The sequence below is a fragment of the Streptomyces sp. NPDC030840 genome, from assembly GCF_055572015.1.
On the sequence record NZ_JBVIEE010000041.1, the window covers coordinates 12,232 to 25,686 of the forward strand.

At 72.8% G+C, this 13,455-nt stretch carries 11 protein-coding genes; 8 read left to right on the forward strand and 3 right to left on the reverse strand.

Translation table 11 applies throughout. From position 1 onward, the window contains the following. Positions 1–370: 370 nt before the first annotated feature. A complete protein-coding gene (locus ACZ49J_RS44610; protein WP_467457404.1) occupies positions 371–1,303 on the reverse strand; it encodes a Ppx/GppA family phosphatase in 933 nt (310 codons plus the stop codon). Positions 1,304–1,375: 72 nt separating this feature from the next. Between ACZ49J_RS44610 and ACZ49J_RS44615 the strand changes: the two genes are divergently transcribed. Beyond that, complete coding sequence (locus tag ACZ49J_RS44615; RefSeq protein WP_467457405.1) at positions 1,376–2,242, forward strand: DUF3109 family protein; 867 nt, start codon at positions 1,376–1,378, stop codon at positions 2,240–2,242. Between the two features lie 122 nt (positions 2,243–2,364). On the opposite strand, the gene ACZ49J_RS44620 is transcribed toward ACZ49J_RS44615, so the two are convergent. Next, complete coding sequence (locus tag ACZ49J_RS44620) at positions 2,365–4,092, reverse strand: BACON domain-containing protein (protein ID WP_467457407.1); 1,728 nt, start codon at positions 4,090–4,092, stop codon at positions 2,365–2,367. A gap of 303 nt (positions 4,093–4,395) precedes the next feature. On the opposite strand from ACZ49J_RS44620, the gene ACZ49J_RS44625 reads away from it, so the two are divergent. From ACZ49J_RS44625 to disA, 3 genes are all read left to right on the forward strand, one after another. Continuing rightward, complete coding sequence (locus tag ACZ49J_RS44625) at positions 4,396–5,805, forward strand: DUF6351 family protein (protein WP_467457409.1); 1,410 nt, start codon at positions 4,396–4,398, stop codon at positions 5,803–5,805. 146 nt (positions 5,806–5,951) lie between these two features. Beyond that, positions 5,952–7,361 (forward strand): DNA repair protein RadA, encoded by a 1,410-nt coding sequence (gene radA / locus ACZ49J_RS44630; RefSeq protein ID WP_467457411.1) that lies wholly within the window; start codon positions 5,952–5,954, stop codon positions 7,359–7,361. 81 nt (positions 7,362–7,442) lie between these two features. Then, a complete protein-coding gene (gene disA / locus ACZ49J_RS44635; RefSeq protein WP_467457413.1) occupies positions 7,443–8,567 on the forward strand; it encodes a DNA integrity scanning diadenylate cyclase DisA in 1,125 nt (374 codons plus the stop codon). 296 nt (positions 8,568–8,863) lie between these two features. Here disA and ACZ49J_RS44640 read toward each other — a convergent pair whose 3' ends face one another. Further along, positions 8,864–9,706, reverse strand: a complete 843-nt coding sequence (locus ACZ49J_RS44640) for a hypothetical protein (protein WP_467457414.1) — start codon at positions 9,704–9,706, stop codon at positions 8,864–8,866. Between the two features lie 244 nt (positions 9,707–9,950). On the opposite strand from ACZ49J_RS44640, the gene ACZ49J_RS44645 reads away from it, so the two are divergent. The 4 genes from ACZ49J_RS44645 (at position 9,951) to cseB (ending at position 13,415) form a co-directional block, all read left to right on the forward strand. Further along, complete coding sequence (locus ACZ49J_RS44645) at positions 9,951–10,880, forward strand: HhH-GPD family protein (protein ID WP_467457416.1); 930 nt, start codon at positions 9,951–9,953, stop codon at positions 10,878–10,880. Between the two features lie 514 nt (positions 10,881–11,394). Then, positions 11,395–11,934: a SigE family RNA polymerase sigma factor gene (locus ACZ49J_RS44650; RefSeq protein WP_467457417.1), complete on the forward strand. Its 540-nt coding sequence runs from the start codon at positions 11,395–11,397 to the stop codon at positions 11,932–11,934. Further along, on the forward strand, positions 11,922–12,587 hold the full coding sequence (locus ACZ49J_RS44655; protein WP_467457419.1) for a hypothetical protein: 666 nt from the start codon (positions 11,922–11,924) through the stop codon (positions 12,585–12,587). Before ACZ49J_RS44650 ends, ACZ49J_RS44655 begins: the two co-directional genes overlap by 13 nt. Positions 12,588–12,707: 120 nt before the next feature. Beyond that, positions 12,708–13,415, forward strand: a complete 708-nt coding sequence (gene cseB / locus ACZ49J_RS44660; protein WP_467457421.1) for a two-component system response regulator CseB — start codon at positions 12,708–12,710, stop codon at positions 13,413–13,415. Positions 13,416–13,455: the final 40 nt, after the last annotated feature.

A 13,455-nucleotide genomic window follows, 5' to 3' on the forward strand; every position in this document is an offset into this window, starting at 1 on the left:
TGTCGCGCAGTCCCCCGCGCCCCTTTCAAGGCGGTTCTCACCGTGGGCGAGTGCCGGTTCACTGAGGCCTGTCGCGCAGTCCCCCGCGCCCCTTTCAAGGCGGTTCTCACCGTGGGCGAGTGCCGGTTCACTGAGGCCTGTCGCGCAGTCCCCCGCGCCCCTTTCAGGGTGCTTCTCGCCGTGGGCGGGTGCGGGTTCACTGAGGCCTGTCGCGCAGTTCCCCGCGCCCCTTTCAGGGCGGTTCTCGCCGTGGGCGAGTGCCGGTTCGCTGAGGTTGAGCGCGCCCACGCGGCGGAGCCGCACGATGTCACAGCCCCGCGCCCCTTTTGGGGCTGCGCCCCTGTCGGGGCGCTGTCCCGGCTCCGGGGCCCTACGACGAACTCATCTGGTCCAGGCGGCGGAGGATGACGCCCTCGCGGAGGGCCCAGGGGCAGATCTCCAGGTTGTCGACGCCGAAGAGGTCCATGGCGCCCTCGGCGACCAGGGCGCCGGCGAGGAGCTGGCCTGCGCGGCCCTCGGAGACTCCGGGGAGTTCCGCGCGCTGGGCGGCGGTCATTCCGGCGAGCTTCGGCACCCAGGTCTCCAGGGACCCCCGCTTCAGCTCGCGCTGGACGTAGAGGCCTTCGGCGGAGCGGGCGGCGCCGGCCAGCCGGGCCAGTTGCTTGAAGGTCTTCGACGTGGCGACCACGTGGTCGGGTGCGCCGAAGCGGCTGAACTCCCCCACCGTACGGGCGATCTCCGCCCGCACGTGGCGGCGCAGGGCTCGTATGTCCTCCGGGTCGGGCGGGTCCCCCGGCAGCCAGCCGGCCGTCAGCCGGCCCGCGCCGAGCGGCAGCGACACCGCGGCGTCCGGCTCCTCGTCCATGCCGTAGGCGACCTCCAGGGAACCGCCGCCGATGTCCAGGACCAGCAGCTTGCCCGCCGACCAGCCGAACCAGCGGCGGGCGGCCAGGAAGGTCAGGCGGGCCTCCTCCTCGCCGGTCAGGACGGTCAGCTCGACGCCCGTCTCCTGGCGGACTCGCGTGAGGACGTCGTCCGCGTTGCTGGCCTCGCGCACGGCGGACGTGGCGAACGGCAGCACGGACTCGACGCCCTTGTCCTCGGCGGCCTGCAGCGCGTCCTGGACGACGCCGATCAGGCTCTCCACGCCCTCGGGGCCGATCGCCCCGCTGTCGTCGAGGAGCTGCGCGAGCCGCAGCTCCGCCTTGTGCGAGTGCGCGGGCAGCGGGCGCGCGCCTGGGTGCGCATCCACGACCAGCAGATGCACCGTGTTCGAACCCACGTCGAGGACACCGAGTCTCATGGACGAGAACGCTACTGCCAGCGGAAGCCCGCGCAGTCCCTGCCGTCGTTCCCGGGGTCTTACTCTGGACGCGTGCCAAAGACGAAAAAGGCGAAGAACGACAAGGCAGCCCAATCCGCCACGGGTTCTTCGCAGGCGAAGCACGCCAGGTCCACGAAGCCGGGGAAGGGTGTCCCGGAGCCCGACGAGAAGGGGCTCGATTTCGCGCGCGCGTGGGTGGAGTTCCCTGATCCGGCGGACGACGAGCAGGTCTTCCGCTGCGATCTGACCTGGCTGACCTCCCGCTGGAACTGCATCTTCGGCAGCGGCTGCCAGGGCATCCAGGCAGGCCGCGCGGACGACGGCTGCTGCACGCTGGGCGCGCACTTCTCGGACGAGGACGACGAGAAACGGGTCGCCGGGCATGTGGCAAGGCTCACACCGGAGATCTGGCAGCACCATGACGTGGGCACGAAGACCGGCTGGGTCTCGGAGGACGAGGACGGGGACCGGCAGACCCGCCCGTACCAGGGCTCGTGCATCTTCCAGAACCGGCCGGGTTTCCCGGGCGGCGCGGGTTGCTCGCTGCACATCCTGGCGCTCAAGGAGGGCCGTGAGCCCCTGGAGACCAAGCCGGACGTGTGCTGGCAGCTGCCGGTCCGGCGGACGTACGAGTGGATCGACCGGCCCGACGACACGCGGGTGCTCCAGGTCTCCATCGGCGAGTACGACCGGCGCGGCTGGGGCCCGGGCGGGCACGACCTGCACTGGTGGTGCACGTCGGCGACCTCGGCGCACGGCGCGGGCGAGCCGGTGTACGTCTCGTACCGCCCCGAGCTGATCGAACTGATGGGCAAGGCGGGGTACGACCGCCTGGTCGAGCTGTGCGAGGAGCGCCTGGCGTCGCGGCTGCCGCTGGTGGCGCCGCATCCGGCCGACCCGGCCGACCCGCTGGGCTGAGCGGCGCGCGCCCCGTGAGGGGCGCGGGGCTGTGTCGATCATGCGGCTCCGCCGCGTGGGCGCGACCAGCCACATACGACCGGCAGCCCGCAGACCACAGCAACCCGGCCGTCGCCCCCCGGCTATCCCTCCGAGGGAGTCGGTTCGCCACTCTCCGTCGGCTCGGGGGTGGGCCCTCCGGGGTCCGGGGTGCCCGGATCCGACGAGGTCGGCGTCGGTGTCGGATCGGCGGGCCCCGGGTCACTCGACGTGGGGTCGGGCGTGGGCGTCGAAGGCGGACTGCTCGGCGCCGGTCCGGGTGAGGTGGGCCGTGGGTCGCCGGGCAGCGGGGCGTTGCCGTATCCCTCGATGAGGACGACGGCCCCGGCGGGCGCCAGGGACACCCTCGCGCTCCAGTACCCGGAGGGCTCCCGCAGAGGGTCGACGTACACCTTGATCGTCAGCGACTCGCCGGGCGCGAGGGTGCCCGAGGACCGGCTGAAGTAGAGCCAGTCCTGGGCCGTGTGCGCGGACCAGCGGACCGGCGAGTTCCCGGACGCGGTGAGGGTGATGAGCGTGGTGTCGCCTCGGCCCGCGGCCTTCACCCGGAGTGTGCCGGAGCTCCGGCCGGGGGTGCTGACGACCTCCACGGAGACGTCGGAGGCGTGCTTGCCCGTCCTGTCGTAGCGGGTGTCCGGCTTGGCGCTGGCGTTGCCGGCGTTCTCGTACTCGCCCGCCTCCTCACCGGCGAGTCCGGCGGGGCCGTGGGCCTCGCGCGCGGTGGCGGAGTGGCCGTCGAGGCCCTCACCGGCCGGGGGCGCCCCCCGGTAGGCGGCCCACAGTGCGAGGACGGGGGCGGCGACGACTGTGGCGACGACGGTCGTCGTGAGGGCACGCGCGCGCAGGCGGTCTCGGCGGGCCGCGCGGTCCCTGGGGTCCATGGGGAAGCCGCGCCGGTCGAAGCGCGGGGCGCCGCCACGCGCGCGCGTGAGGTGGGCCGTCGCCGAGTGCAGGGCGGCGCGGGGGGCTTCCAGGACGGGGAGCGCGGCGGGCGTGACGCTGGTGCCGGGCCAGCGGCCGGGGGTGGCGCGCTCGGCCGTGCGGCGGCAGTGGGGGCAGTCGTCGACGTGCCGGACGAGTTCACGGCGCAGGGTGGCACTGAGGACGAGCTGGTGGTCGCCGGTGAGCCGGGCCACGCTCGGGCAGGCGCCGGTCTCGACGACGGCGAGGGCCGCGCGGGTGCGTTCCACCTCGCAGGCGGCGGAGGCGAGCAGCTCGCGTGCGGCTGCGGGGGCGAGGCCGAGGACGGCGGCGACCTCGTGGGCGGCGAGGTGGTGGCGTACGGCGAGTTCGAGGGCCTCGCGCTGCTCGGGTGTCGTACCCGCGGCCTCGGGCCAGGCGAGCAGGGAGAGTTCACGCCGCCGCTGTTCCTGGAGCTCCTCGGAGACGGCGGGGGCGGGCTTCTGGGCGCGCTGTCCGTCGGTGCCGTGGCGGCCGGAGGCATGCGTGCCCTGACGTTTCTGCTTGGCCTCGGCCAGCTTGCGCAGACATGCCCAGCGGGCCAGCGCGTACAGCCAGGCCCGGTGGTCGCCCGGGGCATCGGGGCCCCGGCGGCGCTCGGCGAGGGCGAGGGCGTCGGCCAGGGCCGCGGTCGCCGTGTCGTGGTCGCACAGGACGGACAGGCAGTAGGTGAACAGGCCGTCCAGGTACGGCTCGTGGCGCGTGGGCGGGCGCTGGGTCCGCGTGCGCGCGGCCGCCCGGTCGCGCGCTTCGCGGCGCGTTTCGCGCGTCTCGCCGTGCGTGTCGCGCGCCTCGCGGTGCGTTCGGTGCGCGCCGGCGGTGCGGGTGCTGGTCTCCGGGCTGCTGCTCATCACCCATGGGACCGTATGCGGCGGGCGACGGCCCCCTCTTCCTCCTTGCGCACATTTAATCCATACGGGTGAAACGATCCCTCATAAGGGGACAGGAGCGCCTGATTCCAGTGATTCCGCTGGTCACAACCGGTCGGGCGGGACGGAACGCGGGGCAGCGGGGCCATGTGGCCTGATGTTGCGCACTCCATTGACCGTGATCAGAAATTGGCCCTACATTCCGGAGGGCCTGACGTACCGAAGACCCCGGGCACCGCTCCCTCCCCCCCCCACCGTCTCCCCCCGCACAGGAGGCCCCCCGTCATGGCCTTACGTCCCCGCACCGCATCCCGCGCGGCATCCCGCACGCCCCTGCGCACGCTCGTCGCCCTGGCCGCCACCGCCGCCCTCTCCCTGTCGGCCACCGCCGCGGCGCCCGCCGCGCCCCGGACGGCCGCCACAGCCACCGAGCGGCTCACCGGCACCCTCCCCGACGGCGCCACCTGGATCGCCGACGTCCCCGAGGACTGGAACGGCCGCCTGATCCTGTTCAGCCACGGCTTCGGCATCACCGTGGCCCAGAACGCCCCCTCCGAGGCCGTACGCGTCCGCCTCCTCGAAGAGGGGTACGCGCTCGCCGGTTCCTCCTACGACACGAGCCGCTCCCTGTGGGCCCTGGAGAGCGCGCGCCGCGACCAGCTCGCCACCCTCGACGCCGTCACCGAGAAGATCGGCGAGCCGGAGCGCACGTTCTCCATGGGCCAGTCCATGGGCGGGCTCGTCAACGCCCAGCTGGCCCGCGACCCCGCCGGCCGCATCGACGGCGCCCTCGGCCTGTGCGGTCTCGTCGCCGGGGCCAACGACCTGGAGAACTACCAGCTCGACGCCGAGTACACGATCGCCCGCCTGCTGCTGCCGGAGACACCGGTGAAGCTGGTCGGCTTCGGTTCCCAGGCCGAGGCGGCCGCCACCGCCCGGCAGCTCACCGCCGCGGTCACCGACGCCCAGCGCACCCCCGAGGGCCGGGCCCGGATCGCGCTCGCCGCCGCCTTCCTCAACCTGCCCGCCTGGGCACCCGGCAAGGAACGGCCCGCGCCCGGCGACTGGACGGGGCAGCAGGCGCAGCAGTACGAGTGGTTCGCGCAGGGCATCCTCTCGTTCGTCGAGAACGGCCGGTACGAGATCGAGCAGGCCGTCGGCGGCAACAACTCCTGGAACAAGGGCGTCGACTACGCGCGCGTGCTGGCCGGTTCGACGCACGCCAGGCTGGTCGGGGCGTTGTACCGCGAGGCCGGCCTTGACCTGCGGGCCGACCTCAGGACCCTCACCGAGGGCGCCGCGATCACCGCGGACCCGGCCGCCGTCCGAACCGCGGAGCGCACCTCGTCCGCCGGGCAGGGCCTGGCCGTACCCCTGCTGGACATCCACACCACGGCCGACAACCTGGTGCCGGTCGAGCAGGAGAACCGGTTCGCCGACCGGGTGCGCGCGTCCGGCGACGGGGCACTGCTGCGGCAGGCGTACGTCGAGCGCCAGGGCCACTGCGCGTTCACGACCGCCGAGACGGTCGCCGCCCTGCGGGCGGTCGAGCAGCGCGTGGCCACGGGGCGGTGGGGCGCGTCGGCGACACCGGGCGCGCTGCAGAGGGAGGCGCTCGAGCTGGGCCTGGACGGTGCGGCGTACGTGCCGTACAGCCCGGCGGAGCTGACGGTCGGGCGCTGGCGCGCCCCCTAGGGCGCGGGGAACTGCGCGACCAGCCACAGCGGACCGGCAGCTGACATACGACATCACGAGGCAGGAGCGGGGAAGCGGGGTCTGGGGGCGCAGTCCCCAGTGAACCGCCGGACACACTGTCAGTGCGCTCCGTTACGGTTTCCCGCATGGCTGCCCGTACCAAGACCACCAAGGACCGACCGTCCTACCGCTGCACCGAGTGCGGCTGGCAGACGGCCAAGTGGCTCGGCCGCTGCCCCGAGTGCCAGGCGTGGGGCACGGTCGAGGAGTACGGCGCGCCCGCGGTCCGTACGACGACACCGGGTCGCGTCACCACGTCCGCGGTGCCGATCGGCCAGGTGGACGGGCGGCAGGCCACCGCCCGCTCCACAGGTGTGCCGGAGCTGGACCGTGTCCTCGGCGGTGGTCTCGTCCCGGGCGCCGTCGTCCTGCTCGCGGGCGAGCCAGGGGTGGGCAAGTCCACGCTGCTGCTGGACGTGGCGGCCAAGGCGGCGAGCGGCGACCACCGCACGCTGTACGTCACGGGCGAGGAGTCGGCGAGCCAGGTCCGGCTGCGCGCCGACCGCATCAACGCCATCCACGACGACCTGTACCTCGCGGCGGAGACCGATCTGGCCGCCGTGCTCGGCCACCTGGACGCGGTGAAGCCGTCCCTGCTGATCCTCGACTCGGTGCAGACCGTCGCGTCCCCGGAGATCGACGGCGCCCCCGGCGGCATGGCCCAGGTCCGCGAGGTCGCCGGGGCCCTCATCCGGGCCTCCAAGGAGCGCGGCATGGCCACCCTCCTCGTGGGCCACGTCACGAAGGACGGCGCCATCGCGGGCCCGCGTCTGCTGGAGCACCTCGTGGACGTGGTCCTCCACTTCGAGGGCGACCGGCACGCGCGCCTGCGCCTCGTGCGGGGCGTCAAGAACCGCTACGGGGCGACGGACGAGGTGGGCTGCTTCGAGCTGCACGACGAGGGCATCACGGGGCTCGCGGACCCGAGCGGCCTGTTCCTGACCCGGCGCGACGAACCGGTACCCGGCACGTGCCTCACCGTGACGCTGGAGGGCCGCCGCCCGCTGGTGGCCGAGGTGCAGGCGCTCACGGTCGACTCGCAGATCCCCTCCCCACGCCGTACGACCTCCGGCCTGGAGACGTCCCGTGTCTCGATGATGCTGGCCGTCCTGGAGCAGCGCGGGCGGATCAGTGCCCTGGGCAAGCGGGACATCTACTCCGCGACGGTCGGCGGCGTGAAGCTCTCGGAGCCTGCCGCGGACCTCGCGATCGCGCTCGCGCTGGCGTCGGCGGCGAGTGACACCCCGCTGCCCAAGAACCTGGTCGCGATCGGCGAGGTGGGCCTCGCGGGCGAGGTGAGACGCGTCACGGGCGTCCAGCGCCGCCTCGCCGAAGCCCACCGCCTCGGCTTCACACACGCCCTCGTACCGGGTGATCCGGGCAAGGTTCCGCCCGGCATGAAGGTCCTGGAAGTGGCCGACATGGGAGACGCGCTCAGGGTCCTTCCGCGCTCCCGTCGCCGAGAGGCCCCACGGGAGGCGGAGGAGCGCCGGTAGACTTTGCCCAGGTCCCGCCCGTCCGTACGAACCGAGTGTGCGAAACGGGAGCGCCCCAGAACCTGCGACCGGAGGAGTGCAGTGGCAGCCAACGACCGGGTGGCAGCTCCCGGAAAGTCCGGTGGGAGTGCCGGTTCCGATGGTCTGATGCGCGCCTCACTGAGCGCTGTGGCACCGGGTACGGCGATGCGCGACGGCCTGGAGCGGGTGCTCCGCGGCAACACCGGCGGGCTCATCGTGCTCGGCTTCGACAAGACCGTCGAGCCGCTGTGCACCGGCGGCTTCGTCCTGGACGTCGAGTTCACGGCGACGCGCCTGAGGGAGCTGTGCAAGCTCGACGGCGGAATCGTGGTCTCCTCGGACCTGTCGAAGATCCTGCGGGCCGGCGTGCAGCTGGTGCCCGACCCGGCCATCCCGACGGAGGAGACGGGCACCCGCCACCGCACGGCGGACCGCGTCTCCCGGCAGGTGGGTTTCCCCGTCGTCTCGGTCTCCCAGTCGATGCGGCTGATCGCGCTGTACGTCGACGGGCAGCGCCGCGTCCTGGAGGACTCGGCGGCGATCCTCTCCCGCGCCAACCAGGCCCTCGCGACCCTGGAGCGGTACAAGCTCCGCCTGGACGAGGTCGCGGGCACGCTCTCCGCCCTGGAGATCGAGGACCTCGTGACGGTCCGGGACGTCTCGGCGGTGGCGCAGCGGCTGGAGATGGTGCGCAGGATCGCCACGGAGATCGCCGAGTACGTGGTGGAGCTCGGCACGGACGGACGTCTTCTCGCCCTCCAGCTGGACGAGTTGATCGCGGGCGTGGAGCCGGAGCGCGAGCTGGTGGTCCGGGACTACGTGCCCGAGCCGACGGCCAAGCGTTCCCGTACGGTCGACGAGGCGCTCGCCGAGCTCGACGCGCTCACTCACGCGGAGCTGCTCGAACTGCCCACGGTGGCCAAGGCGTTGGGCTACACCGGCTCCCCCGAGGGCATGGACTCCGCCGTGTCGCCGCGCGGCTTCCGGCTGCTGGCCAAGGTGCCGAGGCTGCCCGGCGCGATCATCGACCGCCTGGTCGAGCACTTCGGTGGCCTCCAGAAGCTGCTCGCGGCGAGCGTGGACGACCTCCAGACGGTCGACGGCGTCGGCGAGGCGCGGGCCCGCAGCGTACGTGAGGGTCTGTCACGGCTGGCGGAGTCGTCGATCCTCGAACGGTACGTCTAGCCGACGGCTGAACCGCGCGTGCGGGTGCCCTGCGTGTTTTGCCGGCGCCCTGAGCGTGGGGCGCCCCATGAGGGCTGCGCCCCATGCCCCTGTGAGAGGTGTCCGGGATGGGTGGGTCGCGTGCGAGTGGGTGGGGCTGGTCGCGCAGTTCCCCGCGCCCCTTGCGCGGCGCGGCCCCGCACCATCCAGCCCGTGTTTTTGATGCGGGGGGCGAACAACTCCTGGGCCGTCACCGCCTCCAGCCCCTCCAACGCTCCCCCCCCTCCCACACTCCCCCTTCAGCACTCCGCCGAAGCTCAGTCCTTCGCCAGCACGAACGACGTCTGCGCCTTCGCCAGCCCCGGAGCCTTCGCCTCCACCAGGTAGGTGCCCGCGGGAGCCGAACCCCCGGAGGGCGTCGCGCACTTGGGCGCACTCGGCTCGCGGTCCCACGCGACGCTGTAGGCGGCGCTGCCTCCGGCGGGGACCCGGAACAGGAGGCTGCCCGCGCCCTTGGGGCAGTCGGCGGAGGACCAGAACTCGTCGTCGCTGTCGGCCTGAGTGACCGTCACCACCGCCTCCTTCGGCCCGAGATCGACCTTGCAGTCACTACCGGAGGAGTTCCGGGCGATCAGCTTGATCGTGGGCTTCTCGCCGGGCTCGTAGGTGTTCTTGACGCTGCGGACCGTCAACTTGACCGCGCCAGCGGTGCAGTTGGGCAGGCTCGACCCGGCCGGAACCTGCTCGCCGGAGGTGCCGCCCTCATCGCCCGTGCCGCTGCCGACGCCGTCGGAGCCGCTGCTCGACCCACTGCCCGTCCCGGACCCGCCGACGGTGTCGCCCGAGCCCGAGCCGTCACCCGAGCCGTCACCGGAACCCGAACCAGAGCCGGACCCCGAGGTGTCACCGCCGGGCGACTCGTCGCGTCCGCCGGGGGCTTCGCTGATCGCGGGCCCCGAACTGCCGGGCCCCGGCGTGATCGAGTTCGTCGGGTTCTTGCCGTCGGCCCCGTCCGCACCGCCCTTGCCGTTCCCCCCGCCACTGGTCAGGACCCAGGCGACAAGAAGCGCCAACAGGGCGACGACGGTCAGCAGAACGGCCCTCCGTCGCCAGTAGATGGAGGAGGGAAGCGGCCCGACCGGATTGCGCAAAGATCCCACGCCGCAAACCTTACGAGAGATCCGCCACTTGTCCCGCCCCACCCCGCCGCCCCGGCACTACTTTCTCGGATCATCATCCTGACTTTCTCCGGATCATCGTCCCGGCCGGGCGACTCGCGGGTGGCCGGCCGGCCCACGGAAGGGCCGCCATGCCCTCCTCGTACGCGCCCCTGCCGTACACGACCCACCCACCGCGACCCGATACCCACACTCCGCCACCGCCGCATGGCAGGATCGAAGTGCCATGACTGCACCCACGCACACCCCGAGCGTTCCCACCCCCACGACACCGACGCCCGCCCGAGGCACCCTCCACGAGCCGGTCATCGACTGGTTCGACGCACACGCCCGCGACCTGCCGTGGCGGCGGCCCGAGGCCGGGCCCTGGGGGGTGATGGTCAGTGAGTTCATGCTGCAGCAGACCCCCGTCAGCCGCGTCCTGCCCGTCTACGAGCAGTGGCTGGCCCGGTGGCCCCGCCCCGCCGACCTCGCCAAGGAGGCGCCGGGAGAAGCCGTACGCGCCTGGGGCCGCCTCGGCTACCCGCGCCGCGCCCTGCGCCTGCACGGCGCCGCGGTCGCCATAGCGGAACGGCACGGCGGTGACGTCCCCACGGAGCACGCGCAGTTGCTCGCGCTCCCCGGCATCGGGGAGTACACGGCCGCCGCGGTGGCGTCCTTCGCGTACGGGCAGCGGCACGCCGTCCTCGACACCAACGTCCGCCGCGTCCTCGCCCGCGCGGTCACCGGCGTGCAGTACCCGCCCAACGCGACGACCGCCGCCGAGCGCAGGCTCGCCCGCGAACTGCTGCCCGAGGACGAGCGCACCGCCTCCCGATGGGCCGCCGCCTCCATGGAGTTGGGCGCCCTGGTGTGCACGGCGAAGAACGAGGCGTGCCACCACTGCCCGATCGCCGCGCAGTGCGCGTGGCGGCTCGCCGGGAAGCCCGCCCACAACGGCCCGGCCCGCCGTGGCCAGACGTACGCCGGCACCGACCGTCAGGTCCGCGGCAAGCTCCTCGCCGTACTGCGGGAAGCCGTCACGCCCGTACCGCAGGCCGTTCTGGACCGCGTCTGGGACGAGCCGGTGCAGCGCGCCCGCGCCCTCGACGGCCTGGTCTCCGACGGCCTGGTGGAGCCCCTGCCGGGCGGCCTGTACCGCCTGCCGCTGACCTGACCGGGGTGATGGCGCTGATCGCGCTGATCGCCCCAGTCGCGGAGGGCGTGACCGCCCCGCGTCCCAGTAAAGGCGAGCGCCCGTAACGACCATCGCCCTTGACGACCATCACCCGTGACGGCGGCGCCCGCCCCGTGCGCGTCCGCGGGGGCGTGGCCGCGCACGGTCACGCGCCCGCGGACGCGATCGGTCACGCCGCCGCGGACGCGCACGGCCCCGTCGGCGCGTGTTCCGCCCTCAGCCGTCTCACAGCTCCCCGCTCACCGACACACATTCACCACCTGTCAAAACCCCCCATAAGCAGACCTAAGAGCCCCGCTCTTTAACTCGCCCCTACTTCCGTTACACAACCGACGGACAGCCGAGCGTTCTCCGCAGGCTCTCTCGGACAGCCCCGTGACAACCGCTCCGTAGCTTCATTGGCGTACCGCACGAACAGCCGTGCGGCGACCAGCGAGAGCTACCGGCCGCGCACAGGACACCGGCCGGGACACGGGGAACGGAGGCGGTTGGAATGGCGCAGGGCGAGGTGCTCGAATTCGAGGAGTACGTCCGCACTCGGCAGGACGCGCTGCTGCGCAGCGCCCGCCGGCTGGTTCCGGACCCGGTCGACGCACAGGACCTGCTGCAGACGGCGCTCGCACGGACGTACGGCCGCTGGGACGGCATAGCGGACAAGCGGCTCGCGGACGCCTACCTCCGCCGCGTGATGATCAACACCCGGACCGAGTGGTGGCGCGCCCGCAAGCTGGAGGAGGTGCCCACCGAGCAGCTCCCGGACGCCTGCGTCGACGACTCCACCGAGCAGCACGCGGACCGCGCCCTGCTGATGGATGTGATGAAGGTGCTCGCTCCCAAGCAACGCAGCGTCGTAGTCCTGCGACACTGGGAGCAGATGTCCACGGAGGAGACGGCCGCGGCCCTGGGCATGTCGGCCGGAACGGTCAAGAGCACGCTGCACCGGGCGCTGGCCCGGCTCCGCGAGGAGCTGGAGAACCGCGACCTGGGCGCCCGCGCGCTCGAGCGTGAGGAGCGGGAGCGTTGCGCGGCCTGAGCAACCGGTCGGGGCCGGACAACCCCGGCCAGGCCCTGAAGGCGGTGATCACGGCAGGAGCCCTGATCGCCGCCCTCGGGCTTTTCGTCGCCGCCTGCGGCACCGGCGGCACCGGTGCCCGGGACGAGGGCCCCGCGGGCAGCGACTCCCTGGCGCCGGGTGCCGCCTCCGTCGCCGCCGGGCCCACCGAGGACCGCGAGAGCATGGCCAGGGTGGTCGAACTGGTCAAGGCGGACCCGAAGGTCAGCAAACAGGTCAAGCGGGATCTCCAGCCGTGCGTGGCCGACGAGTACCCGGTCGACGTGTCGTACGGCAAGCTGACCGGCCAGTCGGCCAACGACATCGTGGTGAACGTGATGACCTGCGGGGACGCGGTCGGTGTCGCCTCGTACGTGTTCCGCGAGCGGCGCAGCGGATACGAGAACGTCTTCCGGGCCGAGGAGCCCCCGGTGTACGCGGAGATCGACCGGGGGGAGCTGGTGGTGACCCAGCAGCTGTACGCCAAGGGCGACCCGGTGGAGTTCCCGTCCAGCGAGGAAGTGATCACCTATCGCTGGAGCAGGAACCGGTTCGCGGAAGAGTCCCGCACACACAATGACTACAGCAACGCGGTGGGCGACACGGACACCCCTGAGCCGGTCCCGGGCAAGTGACAGGGCCGGCACACGGCACGCCGGCCCACCGGCCGACCAGGTACACCCGTCAGACACGCGGCACCACGCGGCACCACCGGACCCGACCCTGACGCCGACAGAGAGCGACTGAGAGCACGGATGGCAGAGCAGACCCACGTCCTGTTCGTCGAGGACGACGACGTCATCCGCGAGGCCACCCAGCTCGCGCTGGAGCGGGACGGCTTCGCGGTCACCGCCATGCCCGACGGGTTGTCGGGCCTGGAGGCGTTCCGCGCCCACCGCCCCGACATCGCGCTGCTGGACGTGATGGTTCCGGGTCTGGACGGGGTCAGTCTCTGCCGGCGCATCCGGGACGAGTCGACCGTTCCCGTGATCATGCTGTCGGCCCGCGCCGACTCCATCGATGTCGTCCTCGGCCTGGAAGCGGGCGCGGACGACTACGTGACCAAGCCGTTCGACGGCGCCGTGCTGGTCGCGCGCATCCGTGCGGTCCTGCGCCGGTTCGGGCACGCGAACGGCGGCGCGGCGAAGGGAGAGGGCCACGGTGGCGGCGCGGTCGGCGGCGTTCTCTCCTTCGGCGAGCTGGAGGTCGACACGGAGGGCATGGAGGTACGGCGGTCCGGGCAGCCGGTGGCGTTGACGCCGACCGAGATGCGGCTGCTGCTGGAGTTCTCCGCGGCGCCCGGCACGGTCCTGTCCCGTGACAAGCTGCTCGAACGCGTGTGGGACTACGGCTGGGGCGGCGACACCCGGGTCGTGGACGTCCATGTGCAGCGGCTGCGGACGAAGATCGGCCAGGACCGCATCGAGACGGTCCGCGGCTTCGGCTACAAACTCAAGGCCTGAGCAGGGGTAACAGCGGTATGCGGGGGACTTACGAACGACC